Annotated in this window: 15 protein-coding genes and 1 riboswitch; of the genes, 1 reads left to right on the top strand and 14 read right to left on the bottom strand. The window is 38.9% G+C overall.

Going from position 1 to position 14,776, the window contains the following annotated elements; genetic code table 11:
- Positions 1 to 6: 6 nt before the first annotated feature.
- From sufU to sufC, 4 genes are read right to left on the bottom strand one after another with little or no spacing between them, the layout of a single operon-like run.
- On the bottom strand, positions 7 to 438 hold the full coding sequence (gene sufU, locus ACIQ2D_RS17500) for a Fe-S cluster assembly sulfur transfer protein SufU (protein ID WP_402866269.1): 432 nt from the start codon (positions 436 to 438) through the stop codon (positions 7 to 9).
- Positions 428 to 1,657 (bottom strand): cysteine desulfurase, encoded by a 1,230-nt coding sequence (locus tag ACIQ2D_RS17495; RefSeq protein WP_402866267.1) that lies wholly within the window; start codon positions 1,655 to 1,657, stop codon positions 428 to 430. The genes sufU and ACIQ2D_RS17495 overlap by 11 nt, the downstream gene beginning before the upstream one ends.
- Positions 1,657 to 2,964, bottom strand: coding sequence for a Fe-S cluster assembly protein SufD (gene sufD / locus ACIQ2D_RS17490; RefSeq protein WP_402866265.1), 1,308 nt, complete (start codon positions 2,962 to 2,964; stop codon positions 1,657 to 1,659). Before sufD ends, ACIQ2D_RS17495 begins: the two co-directional genes overlap by 1 nt.
- An 18-nt stretch (positions 2,965 to 2,982) precedes the next feature.
- On the bottom strand, positions 2,983 to 3,768 hold the full coding sequence (gene sufC / locus ACIQ2D_RS17485; RefSeq protein ID WP_402866393.1) for a Fe-S cluster assembly ATPase SufC: 786 nt from the start codon (positions 3,766 to 3,768) through the stop codon (positions 2,983 to 2,985).
- A 482-nt stretch (positions 3,769 to 4,250) separates the two neighbouring features.
- Between sufC and gltC the strand changes: the two genes are divergently transcribed.
- A complete protein-coding gene (gene gltC / locus ACIQ2D_RS17480; protein ID WP_402866264.1) occupies positions 4,251 to 5,153 on the top strand; it encodes a glutamate biosynthesis transcriptional regulator GltC in 903 nt (300 codons plus the stop codon).
- An 87-nt stretch (positions 5,154 to 5,240) separates the two neighbouring features.
- On the opposite strand, the gene ACIQ2D_RS17475 is transcribed toward gltC, so the two are convergent.
- From ACIQ2D_RS17475 to ACIQ2D_RS17430, 10 genes are all read right to left on the bottom strand, one after another.
- Positions 5,241 to 6,404, bottom strand: coding sequence for a dicarboxylate/amino acid:cation symporter (locus ACIQ2D_RS17475; RefSeq protein ID WP_402866262.1), 1,164 nt, complete (start codon positions 6,402 to 6,404; stop codon positions 5,241 to 5,243).
- Positions 6,405 to 6,585: 181 nt separating this feature from the next.
- Positions 6,586 to 7,428, bottom strand: a complete 843-nt coding sequence (locus ACIQ2D_RS17470; protein WP_402866260.1) for a MetQ/NlpA family ABC transporter substrate-binding protein — start codon at positions 7,426 to 7,428, stop codon at positions 6,586 to 6,588.
- Positions 7,429 to 7,501: 73 nt separating this feature from the next.
- A complete protein-coding gene (locus tag ACIQ2D_RS17465; RefSeq protein WP_402866258.1) occupies positions 7,502 to 8,170 on the bottom strand; it encodes a methionine ABC transporter permease in 669 nt (222 codons plus the stop codon).
- Positions 8,160 to 9,188: a methionine ABC transporter ATP-binding protein gene (locus tag ACIQ2D_RS17460; protein ID WP_402866256.1), complete on the bottom strand. Its 1,029-nt coding sequence runs from the start codon at positions 9,186 to 9,188 to the stop codon at positions 8,160 to 8,162. Before ACIQ2D_RS17460 ends, ACIQ2D_RS17465 begins: the two co-directional genes overlap by 11 nt.
- Positions 9,189 to 9,552: 364 nt before the next feature.
- Positions 9,553 to 9,664: riboswitch (SAM riboswitch) on the bottom strand.
- A gap of 239 nt (positions 9,665 to 9,903) precedes the next feature.
- A complete protein-coding gene (locus ACIQ2D_RS17455; RefSeq protein WP_402866255.1) occupies positions 9,904 to 10,215 on the bottom strand; it encodes a thioredoxin family protein in 312 nt (103 codons plus the stop codon).
- Positions 10,216 to 10,229: 14 nt separating this feature from the next.
- Entirely contained in the window at positions 10,230 to 10,571 is a 342-nt protein-coding gene (locus tag ACIQ2D_RS17450; protein ID WP_402866253.1) for a toprim domain-containing protein, read from the bottom strand.
- A gap of 97 nt (positions 10,572 to 10,668) precedes the next feature.
- The gene (gene gcvH, locus ACIQ2D_RS17445) at positions 10,669 to 11,049 is read right to left on the bottom strand and encodes a glycine cleavage system protein GcvH (RefSeq protein ID WP_402866251.1); all 381 of its coding nucleotides are present in this window, start codon (positions 11,047 to 11,049) and stop codon (positions 10,669 to 10,671) included.
- A 79-nt stretch (positions 11,050 to 11,128) separates the two neighbouring features.
- Complete coding sequence (locus tag ACIQ2D_RS17440) at positions 11,129 to 11,485, bottom strand: arsenate reductase family protein (protein ID WP_402866249.1); 357 nt, start codon at positions 11,483 to 11,485, stop codon at positions 11,129 to 11,131.
- A 176-nt stretch (positions 11,486 to 11,661) separates the two neighbouring features.
- On the bottom strand, positions 11,662 to 13,446 hold the full coding sequence (locus ACIQ2D_RS17435) for an acyl-CoA dehydrogenase family protein (RefSeq protein ID WP_402866247.1): 1,785 nt from the start codon (positions 13,444 to 13,446) through the stop codon (positions 11,662 to 11,664).
- Between the two features lie 124 nt (positions 13,447 to 13,570).
- The gene (locus ACIQ2D_RS17430; RefSeq protein ID WP_402866245.1) at positions 13,571 to 14,743 is read right to left on the bottom strand and encodes an acetyl-CoA C-acetyltransferase; all 1,173 of its coding nucleotides are present in this window, start codon (positions 14,741 to 14,743) and stop codon (positions 13,571 to 13,573) included.
- Positions 14,744 to 14,776 lie beyond the last annotated feature (33 nt).

Raw genomic sequence — 14,776 nt, 5'->3', positions numbered from 1 at the left:
AAATTACTATTCTTCTTTTACGCCTTTTTCCATTGCTTTCCAAGCCAATGTTGCACACTTGATACGTGCTGGGAATTTTGCGACGCCTTGTAGCGCCTCAACATCCTCAAGGTCGTATTTTTCGCTATATTCTTCACCCATCATCATCTTAGAGAAGATTTCTGAAAGCTCTAGTGCTTCTTCGATTTTCTTCCCTTTGACGATTTGTGTCATCATCGATGCAGAAGACATAGAAATTGAACAGCCTTCGCCGTCAAATTTCGCATCTTCTACAATCCCATCAGTCACTTTTAGCGTTAAGTGAATGCGGTCACCACAAGTTGGGTTGTTCATATCAATCGTTACAGCATCATTTTCTAAAGATCCTTTGTTACGAGGATTCTTATAATGATCCATGATAACTGAACGGTAAAGTTGATCTAAGTTATTAAAAGACATCGTTAAAATACTCCTTCGCAGAACGCAGCCCTTGCACTAAGCGGTCAATATCTTCTTCCGTGTTATACATATAGAAGCTTGCACGCGCTGTCGCTACTTGTTGAAGACATTTCATTAGTGGTTGTGCGCAATGGTGTCCAGCACGAACAGCAATGCCGCCCATGTCTAGAACTGTTGCTACATCATGTGGATGCACATCATCTAGATTAAATGTCACAAGTCCACAACGCTTCATTGGATCACGTGGGCCAAAAATTTTAAGTCCGTTAATTGTTTCAAGCTGATCCATCGCATAGCCAGCAAGTGCATGCTCATGCTTTGCAATGTTCTCAAGCCCTACCTCATTTAAGAAATCAATAGCAGCACCCAAACCAACTGCACCTGCAATGATTGGTGTACCACCTTCGAATTTCCACGGTAATTCTTTCCACGTCGAATCATAAAGACCAACAAAGTCGATCATTTCGCCACCAAATTCAATTGGCTCCATCTTTTCAAGGTGTTCTTTTTTACCATATAGTACACCTATTCCAGTTGGACCGCACATTTTATGTCCTGAGAAGCCCAAGAAGTCACAGTCTAAATCTTGTACGTCAACAACTGAATGCGGTACACCTTGTGCGCCGTCCACTACCATCACTGCACCATTTTCATGCGCAATTTTAGCAATTTCCTTCACAGGGTTAATCGTACCAAGAACGTTTGAAACCATTGTAATAGAAACGATTTTTGTATTTGGCGTAATAGTAGCACGTACTTTTTCAAGATCTAACGTACCATCAGCCTCTAAATCGATATATTTTAAAGTAGCTTTCTTCTCTTTCGCTAGTTGTTGCCAAGGAATAATGTTTGAGTGGTGCTCCATATGTGTAATAACAATTTCGTCACCTTCTGAAACATTCGCGCGGCCATAGCTAGCTGCAACCATATTTAAAGCGGTTGTCGTACCACGCGTAAAAATAATCTCTTCAGTTGACTTTGCATTGATGAATTTACGAACTTTTTCACGCGCGCCTTCGTATTTGTCAGTTGCACGATTCCCTAGTGTATGCACACCACGGTGAACGTTAGAATTATCAAATTCATAATAATGCTTCATCGCTTCAATAACTTGAGTTGGCTTTTGTGAAGTAGCTGCGCTATCAAGGTAAACAAGCGGGTTGCCGTTTACTTCCTGATTTAAAATTGGGAAGTAGCTTTTAATGTCTTTATTCATCATTAGCGAACTTTCCTTTCAATGACCTCCGTCAGTTGCTTTTTAACGCCCTCGATTGGTAATTGCGTAACAACTGGCGCAAGGAATCCATGGATAACAAGGCGCTCTGCTTCTGTTTTCGAGATACCACGACTCATTAAATAGTAAAGTTGTAGTGGATCTACGCGTCCAACAGATGCTGCGTGTCCTGCTGTTACATCATCTTCGTCGATTAGTAAAATTGGGTTAGCATCACCACGCGCTTTTTCAGAAAGCATTAATACGCGTGATTCTTGTTGTGCATCAGCCTTCGTCGCACCATGCTCGATTTTACCAATACCATTAAAGATTGTTTGTGCGGCTTCTTTCATAACACCATGTTTTAAAATATGGCCGTTAGTGTTTTTACCCCAGTGACGAACTTCTGTCGTGAAGTTTTGCTTTTGCGTACCGCGTCCAACAACAACTGATTTCGTATCAGCTTGTGAGCCATCGCCGATTAGGTGTGAAATGTTTTCAGAAATTGTGTCTGAATCATTCATTAAGCCTAGTGCCCAGTCAATTTTTGCGTCACGTGCTAAACGTGCACGACGGTTTACATAAGTAGTATAACCTTTTGCTAGTACATCAACAGCGCCATAAGTAACTTGTGCGTTGTCTTTAGCAATTACTTCAGCAATGATGTTTGCTTGTCCTTTTGCTTCTTCAACTGTAGACACATAAGTTTCAACATAAGTAACTGCTGAGTTTGCTTCTGCAACTAATAAAACGTGGTTGAAGAGTGAAGCGTCAGCATCGTCGTTTAAGAAAACAACTTGAAGAGGTTCTTCTACGATTACGTTTTTAGGTACATAGACAAACACACCACCATTAACTAATGCTGCATGTAGAGCTGTTAATTTATGCTCATCCACTTTAACTGCTTCAGTCATGAAATACTTTTCAACTAGCTCACTATGTTCGCGAACAGCTGTTAAAATATCTGTGAACACAACACCTTTGTCAGTAAGTTCTTGAGAAACTTTAATGAAAGCTGGAGTATTATTACGTTGAATATATAAGTTTTCTTGTGCTTCAAGGTCTATTAATCCTTTTGCTGCTTCTGGTAGTGCATCAAGTGAAGTGAATGCTTCACTTACTACTGTATGCTCCGGGAAGTTCATGAAATCCCATTTTGTAATGTTTGTTTTATCTGGTTTTGGCATATCTAAACCAGCTGCTTTGTCTAGTGCTGCCTCACGAAGTGCTGTAAACCAAGTTGGTTCGCCATTTGCGGTCGAGAACGAGCGCACGTCCTGTGCAGTTGCAGGCAAGTTAATTTCCACTGTCATGCTAGTTCGTCCTCCTTCTTATGCTTCTTGTTCTTCTGTTTCGTCTTCAATACCTAATTCTTTTTTAATCCAGTCGTAACCTTCTGCTTCTAAACGGTGAGCTAACTCTTCGCCACCAGATTTAACAACGCGACCTTGCATCATTACGTGAACATGGTCAGGTGTAATGTAGTTTAGTAGACGTTGATAGTGAGTGATCATTAAGCAACCGAAGCCTTCGCCACGCATTGCATTGATACCTTTAGATACAACTTTAAGCGCATCGATATCAAGACCAGAGTCAATTTCATCAAGAATAGCAATCTTAGGCTTAATCATCATTAATTGAAGAATCTCATTACGTTTTTTCTCTCCGCCTGAGAAACCTTCATTTAAGTAACGTTGAGCCATATCTTCGTCCATTTCAAGGAATTCCATGTTTTTATCTAGTTCACGGATGAATTTCATAAGTGAAATTTCATCGCCTTCTTCACGACGAGAATTGATAGCAGAACGTAAGAAATCGGCGTTTGTTACACCAGCGATTTCTGATGGGTATTGCATTGCAAGGAAAAGACCCGCTTGTGCACGTTCGTCTACTTCCATTTCTAGTACATTTTCACCGTCAAGTTCTACTGAACCTGAAGTTACTTCATATTTAGGATGACCCATAATAGCAGAAGCTAGTGTAGATTTACCTGTACCGTTTGGACCCATTATTGCATGGATTTCATTTGTATTAATTGTAAGGTTTACGCCTTTTAAAATCTCTTTACCGTCGATTTCAACGTGAAGATCATTAATTACTAAAGTTGACATGAGAATACCTCCATAGTGTGTTCATTGAATGGGAAACCATTCCTAAATTATTATCATTCTAATCTTAACTGAAAATACTTCTCTATGCAAACCATTTTAACTACTTTCGTTTATCTCTACATAAATCTTGAAAAGCAAAGACTTTCAAAGCATTTTCAGACTTTTGCTAGTGAATGCTGATATTGAGAATCAACACACTCCATTTTCAATCAAAACCTCTTAATTGAGAATTGATTTCATCTAGCAACATAGTGAAAACCTCGCACAAAACGCCAATTGTAGCCGTTTTGTGACAGTTATACACAAATAACAATACACATACTATACCCTTTCTCATTAAAATGGAAACAAAGAGATTAATATTTGAGGTACTTTGTTAAATGATAAAATTTTTACAGTAATCGTATTTATAATCATATTTTTTCATAAATACTATATAATTGAGATATGATTTATCTTATTTTTCGATCAATAGGGGTGAGGATTCAGTGGAATTACGTCAATTACGCTATTTTGTTGAGGTTGCAGAGCGAGAGCATATATCAGAAGCAGCAGAGCATTTACATGTTGCACAATCTGCTATTAGCCGCCAAATAGCAAATTTAGAGGATGAATTAGGTACACCACTTTTTGAACGGATTGGACGCAATGTGAAATTAACGCCAATCGGCAAAATTTTTCTTGAACATACGATTACAGCATTAAAGGCAATCGATTTTGCAGCAAAGCAAGTTGAAGAATATTTAGATCCAGCAAAGGGAACGATTAAAATTGGCTTCCCTACTAGTCTGGCAAGCTATGTTCTACCAACAGTTATTTCAGCTTTTAAAAAAGATTATCCAGACTTGCAATTCCAACTACGACAGGGTTCTTATAAATTTTTAATCGACGCTGTGAAAAACCGGGAATTGAACTTAGCATTTTTAGGTCCACTTCCACCAAAAGACGAGACGATTCAGCCGACTGTCTTATTTACTGAAAACATTGCTGCATTACTACCTGCAAATCATCCTTTAGCAAAAGAAGAAAGTATCATGCTTGCTGATTTACGCAACGATCAGTTCGTATTATTTCCAGATGGATTCATTTTACATAAAGTCGCAATGGATGCTTGCCGTGCTGCAGGCTTCTTGCCCAATGTTATCTCAGAGGGTGAAGATTTAGATGCTCTAAAAGGACTTGTCGCTGCTGGTATTGGCGTCAGTTTATTACCCGAAAGTACACTTTACGATTCAGCCGCTCGTTTTACCATAAAAGTACCAATTAAATCACCGACGATTCCAAGAACAGTTGGTATTATTTCTCCAATTAACCGTGAGATTGCCCCATCAGAGAAAATTTTCTTAGACTTCGTGAAGGATTTTTTCTCACGCATTTCGCAATTCCAATAATAATAGCTATTTTCAGCAATTTTATTCACTTTGCCGTACATACAAAAATGCCCAATGGATTACAAGCTATCCATTGGGCATTTCTTGTTATTTTTCTTTATTGTCGAAACGGTCGACGATCATTGTTAACGCACCATCACCAGTAACATTTGTTGCTGTACCAAAGCTATCTTGTGCTAAGTATAAAGCAATCATCAATGCTACCATTGTTTCATCAAAGCCAAGCATTGATTGAAGTAAACCTAGTGCTGCCACTACTGCACCACCAGGAACACCTGGAGCTGCTATCATTGTGACACCTAACATAAAGATAAAACCTGCATAACTTGTAAAGCTAATGTCCATACCATTCATCATCATTACGCCAAGTGAGCATGTTACAAGTGTAATCGTGCTCCCTGATAAATGAATTGTCGCAAAAAGTGGCACTGTGAAACTCGATACTTTTTCTGATGCACCAGCTTGTTGTGCCTGACGAAGCGTAATTGGTATTGCCGCTGCTGACGATTGTGTCCCAAGAGCTGTAAAGTATGCCGGTAGCATGGCTTTAATCAACGTAAATGGATTTTTCTTATTTAACGCACCCGCTGTTGTAAATTGAATAATTAGCATTACCCAGTGCATAACGATGATTAACAAGAATACAACTGCAAACACAGATAAGATTTTCGCTACTTGACCACCGAATGTCATGTTCAAGAAAATACCGAAAATGTGGAAAGGTAGTAATGGAATAATAACAAATGAAATTACCTTTGAAATAATTGAATTAAACTCCTCAAAGCCACGTTTCATTACGTCACTGTTAATAGCAGCCATCCCAATCCCTACTATAAATGCGAAGATTAATGCCGCCATTACGTCCATTAGCGGAATCATTTCTACTTTAAAGAATGCTTGGGCTAAAAATTCCTCTGGGTTTGCCATACTTTCCGCACCCTCATTAGAAATGAAGTTCGGCAACACATTACGTGCTACAAAGAATGCGAGAAAACCTGCTACTAATGTTGAAAAATATGCAAAGAAAGTAGCTAGACCTAATAATTTACCAGAGCCCTTACCAAGTTGCGCAATCCCTGGTGCGATAAATGCAATTATGATTAATGGTACTACAAAGTTTAAGAAGTTACCGAATAAGCCGTTAAATGTTGCAAATACACGTACAAATGGCTCTGGCATTAAGTTACCGAGCACTACTGCTAGCAAAATAGCTACAATAATTCTTGCTAGTAAACCAAATTTAAGTTTCATCTATATGTCCTCCCCATAAAAACAAATGTCTTTTTCAAATACACTAACAGTAATTTATCATAAAAAACTGAGTTAATACAGGGTTTCTAAAATAGTCGGAATCATTTAATTATTATTAATTTTCAAACAAAAAACTCCCCCTATACGTGTGTATAGGAGAAGCTCATTTTTTTCTTTTATATTATTTAACCGGTACGACTGCGCCTTTCCATTCTTCAAGAATGAAGTTTTGGATTTCTTCAGAAGTTAATACTTCTAATAATTTTTTAATTTCTGGTTTTGTTTCGTCACCAGCACGAACAGCGATGATGTTTACATATGGAGACTCTTTATCTTCTAAAGTAATTGAATCTTCCATTGGGTTTAAGCCATTATCGATAGCGAAGTTAGAGTTGATTAGTAAAGCATCGCCTTCTCCGTTTTCGAACATTTGTACAAGCATTTCAGGTGCGATATCTGCATCAAATTTTAACTTTTTAGGATTTTCAACGATATTTGCTTCAGTTGCAGCTGTTTTGTCAATTCCATCTTTTAATTTGATTAATCCTTTTGCTTCAAGCAATGCGAACATACGGCCATGGTCTGAAACTGAGTTTGATAAAATAATTGTAGCGCCTTCTGGCAACTCTTCAAGTGATTTATATTTTTTTGAATATATGCCGATTGGCTCGATGTGTACACCACCAGCGTTTACAAAATCATAACCGTTGTCCTCAATTTGTTGATCCAAGTAAGGGATATGTTGGAAATAGTTTGCGTTTAGCTCACCAGAATCTAAGTCTTGGTTTGGTAGTACATAGTCTGTATATGGTTCAATTTCTAAATCTACGCCTTGTTCAGCTAAGATTGGTTTAGCTTTTTCTAGGATGACCGCATGTGGTGTATTCGAAGCACCTACTTTTATTGTTACGTTCTCTTCATTTCCTGAAGCATTTGAGCCTGCATCTTCTTTTTTATCTGTACCACATGCGGCTAAGGCTAATACAAGTACTGATAAAAATAAACCTGATAAAAACTTTTTCATTTGTCTACACTCCCTTTGATCTTGTCCAAAATATGTTAGCGGTAATTTACCGGAATAACCTTATATCACTTGTTTAGCGTTTATCTGATTTCGTTGTAATTGTATCGCCAATCCATTGGATGATGAATACAACAACTAAGATAAAGATGGTAGCCATTAGTGTTACATCTTGGCGATTTCTTTGGAATCCATCTAAGAAAGCTAAGTTCCCTAATCCACCAGCACCAATAATACCAGCCATCGCAGTGTAACCAACTAAAGCTACAGCTGTTACGGTAATCCCTGATATAAGAGCTGGTAATGATTCTGGAATTAATACTTTCCATATAATTGTGGACGTTTTTGCGCCCATTGAACGCGCCGCTTCAATTACACCCTTATCGATTTCACGTAATGCGATTAACACCATACGTGCATAAAACGGTGCTGCACCAATGATAAGTGCAGGTAAAGCTGCGTTTGCCCCACGAATTGTTCCTAGTAAAAACTTTGTAAATGGAATTAACAAAATGATTAATACGATAAACGGAATCGAACGGAATATGTTAACGATTGATCCTGTTAAGAAATTGACCACCTTATTAGCCCATAATTGATGAGGGCTTGTCAGGAATAATACGATACCAATGGCTAATCCAAGAACAAAAGTAACGACCGTAGAAATTGTCGTCATATATAATGTTTCATATGTGGCTTCCCACATTTTTGTCCAATCAACGTTCGGAAAGAGACTAGTTAACATTTGCAATCACCTCCGTTTGAACTTCAACTGTATTTAAATATTTTAAGGCCTCTGACACATTTGGTGCAGAACCGTCAACTTGTACAATAAGCGTACCGTATGGGCCATTTTTCGTTTGTGAAATATTCCCGTGTACAATGCTTACTTCTACTTCAAATTTCTTCACTAATTGTGAAATGACAGGTTGCTCTGTTTTTTCACCAACAAACATAAGCTTCACAAGCTGTCCTGTTGGGTAATGAGCCTTTAATTGAGCAATTGTTTCTTGTGTTTCTTTCGTATCCGTAATTTGCGATACAAACTTTTTCGTAATATCTGCTTGTGGTGCTTGGAATACTTGTAGCACTTCGCCACTCTCAACGACTTCCCCAGCTTCCATTACTGCAACACGATGACAAATTTTACGAATGACGTGCATTTCATGTGTGATCAGTACAATCGTTAAGCCAAGTCGTTCATTAATGTCGACTAATAAATCTAAAATCGCATCTGTTGTTTCGGGATCGAGTGCAGATGTTGCTTCGTCACATAGAAGGACTTCCGGATTGTTTGCAAGCGCTCTGGCAATACCCACACGCTGCTTTTGACCACCTGATAGCTGTGAAGGATACGCCTTGTCTCTTCCTTCTAATCCAACTAATGCAATAAGTTCTTTCACACGCGTGTCACGCTGTGCTTTTGGTACACCTGCGATTTCAAGTGGGAAAGCGATATTTTCTGCTACTGTTCTTGACCAAAGTAGATTAAAATGTTGGAAAATCATACTTACTTTTTGTCTAGCATCACGAAGCTTTTGCCCTTTGATTGCTGAAAATTCTTGGTTATTCACCGTCACCGTACCCGATGTCGGTTTTTCTAAACCGTTTAATAAACGAATCATCGTACTTTTACCAGCACCACTGTAGCCGATAATGCCAAAAATTTCACCTTTGTTAATAGAAAGGTTTACATCTTTGACTGCTGTTAATTCGCCATTCGCGGTTTTGTACTTCTTCGTTATATTTTGAAGCTGTATCATAGCGAAAACTCCTTTTCTTCATAATCAATTACGCATTGGCGTAATCGCGTCCAGATTTTGAATTGTGCTTAGGCCTGCGTGATGCAGGTCAGTTAGCTGTTGTCGCATGGATGCGACGCTTTTAGGCTAACCTCCTCTTTCTCCTCTCAAAATCTGCTTCTGACGCTCCGCTTTCGCGCACAAAACATCTGTGACATCCGCCGGAGGTTCGATATTCATTCATCGCGCCACTTGTCGAAGTGGTTGTTTCCGTAACTTATCGTTACAATGTTGATATAGGAACACATTTGTTGAATGCATATAAAAAGCCCCCTCCACTCACAAACAAGTAGAAGGGGCCACGTATCATATACGTTGAACCGTTCTCTCATCTGTCAAAGAAAATAGAAATTTCTTTGGGTGATTTGGCACCTTTTCACATTCGTGATGGTTGCCGGGCGTCATAGGGCACTTCCCTCAGCCACTCTTCATAAGAGTTCGATATTTATTGTTTTATCAATTTCGCCTTGGCGTAATTGCGTCCAGATTTTGAATTGTGCCTGCACAATTCACTCCTTTTAAAATCTGTGACATCCGCCGGAGGCTTTAATTTTATTCAACCAACATAAATATGTCATGTAAAAAATACAACACATATTATCTACAACAAAAAATGAAATAAGGAATAATGCTGAATAAAATTAATATAGTTGTTACTTTAACACGCTAACAAAGTTCAGTCAATTGATTTCTTTAATAATTCGTACAAAAATGGTACGGATTGAAAAGCATATACTTTTTCTGTCACTTTACCGCTATCACAAACAAGTAAACAAGGCACACTTTCAATGTGGTAATCATATGCTAACTGCTCCATATAATTGAGATTCGCCTTACCCAACAGTAAATCTGGGAGAAGCTGCTCAACAACGTCCATCATTTTTGAAGCTACTGCACATGTTCCACACAACGGCGTGTATAAATATAACGCGGTTTTGACACCCGACTGTACAGATGCTTCCCACTGTTCTCTTGACCAATCATCCATTTTCTCACGCAACCTTACAAAATGTATTCTTTATGAATAGAGAAATGCGCACGTAATAAAATCGCCGCTAGCACCCTTCTTGGCGTTGTCTCTACTTCTTTATATGTCGGCATTGTCCGTAAATGTTCTGCCTCTGGGTAATGTCTGTCCATCAACGCACGTAATTTTTCTCCTGATGCATCCGCATCAAAAAACGTGAACAGCTCGTATTGCTCATATGGATCCAGTAATTCCTCTAATTGATGAATACCAATTGTGCCATTTGTACAAAGAATCGTGACTTCTTCATTTAATATTGGCGCGATACGAAGCTTATCAGATCGCCCCTCAACAATCAAACATTTCCCTTCAAACACAGTGGCCACCCCCATTTACACTACTTACCTAACTTCTCCTTAATATAAGAAAAAACGCCGGAGTAAATACACCGACGCTTTTTATTCAAACTTAAAATTATTCTTCGATCATTTCAGTGTATTGTTCTGCTGTCATTAGGTTATCAAGTTCTGAAGCGTCAGAAAGTTCAACAACAATCATCCATGCTTTATCGTATGGTGATTCATTTACGAATTCTGGGCTGTCTTCTAAGTCAGCATTTACTTCTACAACTTTACCTGAAACTGGTGCGTATAATTCTGAAACAGTTTTAACTGATTCTACGCTACCGAATGGATCGTCCGTTTTAATTTCGTCGCCAACTTGTGGAAGTTCAACGAAAACGATATCTCCAAGTTCAGATTGTGCGAAGTGTGAAATACCAATACGTACTTTTCCGTCCTCTAATTTTACCCATTCGTGTTCTTCAGAATAACGTAAGTCTTTAGGTGTGCTCATGAAAAATCCCTCCAAAAATATGTAATTCAATCACTTTCAGTGTGCCATAATTTATCAGTAAAAACAAGATTGAAAGCTGTTATTTCCAAGTCTCGCCAAATTCTGATTCTTTAAATCCTAATGTCACTTTTTCACCGTTTGTCACAATTGGGCGTTTAATGAGCATGCCATCTGACGCAAGTAATTCTAGCTGCTCATCTTCAGTCATTTCGGCAAGTTTATCCTTTAAACCTAACTCACGATATTTAATACCAGATGTATTGAAAAATTTCTTCAACGGTAACCCGCTTACTTTCCAATAACTTTCTAATTGTTCCTTCGTTGGTGTTTGCTCTACGATGTGAACATCTTCAAAAGCTATACCATTGTCATTAAGCCATTTTTGTGCTTTTTTACATGTTGTACATTTTGGATAGTTAATGAATTGAATAGTCATGGGTAACGCCTCTTTCATCATTTTTCTGTAGTATACCATCTGAACGGTCACAGATAAAATAAAACTCTATTATAAGAGCTATCCGTCAATTCAGGGATTCTATTCGTCCGTTTTATCATTCTATCCGTCTAAGCAAAAAAAGCCCAGCTACCATTACAGTAGCCAGGCTAACATTATTAAACTACGAATTTTTCAGCGTCGATTAGCTTCACTGAAGCCTCACGTTTTTTCGCGATTAAGTTATAAGGATTGTTGCGTGTTAGTTTACGTAATGCAGAAAGCGTCATACGCGCTGCATCACCCTCTACTGCAGCAATAATTGTATCTTTTGCTTCTTTTTCGATTTCCGCAAATGCTTCTTGGCAGAAGATTTGTGTGTAAAGGAGTTTTTGGTTTGCCTTTTCAACGCCATCACGAGCAATTGCTTTTTCAGTACGTAACACTGCAGACTCCATTGCGAATAATTGATTCGCGATGTTCGCAATATTTACAAGTACTTCTTGCTCTTGGTCAAGTTTCGCACCATAACGTTGTGCTGCCATACCCGCTGCAAGTACTGCAATTTTCTTCGCATTTTTCACCAGATATTTTTCTTGAGCTAAAGCTTCTGTTCCTACTTCTTCAGGCATTAGCATTAATAACTCTGTTTGTAAGTTTTGTGCTACTTGAAGTAGTGGAAGCTCACCTTTTAATGCTTTTTTCATGAATGTGCCCGGCACGATCATGCGGTTAATTTCGTTTGTTCCTTCAAAGATACGGTTAATACGAGAATCGCGGTAAATGCGCTCTACTTCGTATTCAGCCATAAAGCCGTAACCACCATGTAATTGCACCGCTTCGTCAGCAATATAATCCAATGTTTCAGAACCGAATACTTTTGCGATTGAACATTCAATGGCATACTCAGCAACTGCACCTGCAATCACTTTACCTTGCTTTTGCTCTTCTGGACTAAGTTGGCTTAAACGGTCTTCGAATAAACCTACTGTACGATAGTTTAATGACTCAGACGCATATAATAGAGACGCCATCGTCGATAATTTTTCTTTCGTTAAGTTGAAGTCAGAAAGCTTCGTTTTGAATTGTTGGCGTTGGTTTGTATATTGAATAGCAAGCTCTAATGCACGTTTAGAACCACCAATTGTGCCCACACCTAATTTATAACGACCAATGTTTAGAATGTTAAAGGCAATTACGTGACCACGGCCCACTTCACCTAATAAATTTTCAACAGGCACTTCTGCATCTTCAAGTACTAATGTACGTGTTGATGAAGATTTAATCCCCATCTTCTTCTCTTCAGGACCTACTGAAACGCCGTTATACGCACGTTCAACGATAAATGCAGTGAATTTGTCGCCATCAATCTTTGCATATACAACAAATACATCAGCAAAACCCGCGTTTGTAATCCATTGCTTTTCACCATTTAAAATGTAATGTGTTCCTTCTGCATTTAAATTCGCAGTCGTTTTAGCACCTAATGCGTCAGATCCTGAACCTGGCTCCGTTAATGCATACGCTGCAATTAACTCACCTGAAGCTAGTTTCGGTAAATATTGTTTCTTTTGATCTTCATTACCGAAAAGTACAATTGGTAATGAACCAATACCAACGTGTGCACCATGTGTAATCGAGAAACCACCAGCTACTGACATTTTCTCTGCGATTAATGCAGAAGAAACTTTATCTAAACCAAGACCTTCGTATTCTTCAGGTACATCTGCGCCTAGTAAACCTAGCTCGCCAGCACTCTTTAATAAACGTACTGAATGCTCGAATTCATGATGCTCAAGATTTTCTACCACTGGTAGTACTTCATTTGCAACATACTCTTCAGTCGTTTTTGCAATCATTTTATGTTCATCTGTGAAATCTTCCGGCGTAAATACTCGATCTAACTCCACATCTTCAATAATAAATCCGCCGCCTTTAATGAAATCCGTTGTTTTTTCTGTCATGTTAAATTCCTCCCTAAGTATCTATTATTTAAAATGCTCGATACAATCCCCATATATAGAAAGCTATGAGTACATCGTTCGGAGGCAACCGAAAACGATGCACCCAGTTGCTTATCTAGCAAACTCATAAAATCTCAAATACTCCAGCAGCACCCATACCGCCACCGATACACATTGTCACAACACCGTACTTTTTCCCTTGACGTTTTAGTTCATGGATAAGTTTAAGTGTTAAAATGGCACCAGTTGCACCAAGCGGATGTCCGAGTGCAATTGCACCACCATTGACATTCACCTTTTCTTGGTCGATGCCTAAATGGCGAACGACTTGTAGTGATTGTGAGGCGAATGCTTCGTTAATTTCCCAAAGATCTATATCTTCTATTGCCAAACCTGCAATTTCTAACGCTTTTGGTACAGCCACAATTGGACCAATCCCCATGATTTCAGGTGGAACGCCTCCCACTGCGAAGCCTAAAAACTTCGCCATCGGTTTCATGCCTTGTTTTTCAGCTTCCTCACGGTCCATTACAAGTACTGCTGCTGCACCATCAGAAGTTTGAGAAGCATTACCAGCAGTAACACTCCCTTTAATATTGAAAGCAGGACGAAGCTTAGCTAAACCTTCAACCGATGTACCTGGACGAACACCCTCATCCATCTCAAATGTAAATTTCTTTACTTGTGGTTTATTATTCGCATCTACATAGTGCTGTTCCACTTCGATTGGTACGATTTCATCTTTGAACTTGCCTTCTTTTATTGCTTTTTCAGCTAGTTCATGTGATCGTACTGCAAATGCATCTTGGTCTTCACGGCTAACATTGTACTGACGTGCAACTTCTTCAGCTGTGTGGCCCATTCCCATATAGTATTGTGGTGCATTTTCAGCTAGTTCAGGATTTAATCGGATTGTATTTCCTGTCATCGGAATCATACTCATTGATTCGACGCCTCCTGCAATGATCGCTTTTGAGTGGCCTAGCATAACTCGTTCAGCCGCATAGGCGATTGCTTGTAAGCCTGATGAACAGAATCGATTAATCGTAATTGCTGGCGTAGTATCCGGTAAGCCTGCTAATGCTCCGATATTACGTGCAACATTCATCCCCTGCTCTGCTTCTGGCATTGCACACCCTAAAATCAAATCATCTACCTGCCCTGTATATCCCGCTCTATTTAATGCCTCTTTGACAACGACTGCCCCGAAATCATCAGGTCTTACTGTTGCTAAAGAACCTTTTTTCGACTTACCTATCGGCGTTCGTGCTCCTGCTACAATAACGGCTTCACGCATCGTTTAAATCCCCCTTTGTTTACATGTACAAAT

Source organism: Lysinibacillus sp. NPDC097287 (assembly GCF_044761695.1).
Lineage (GTDB): Bacteria > Bacillota > Bacilli > Bacillales_A > Planococcaceae > Lysinibacillus.
The sequence above is the reverse complement of the archived record's forward strand: the minus strand, read 5'-3'. Positions and strand labels throughout refer to the sequence as shown.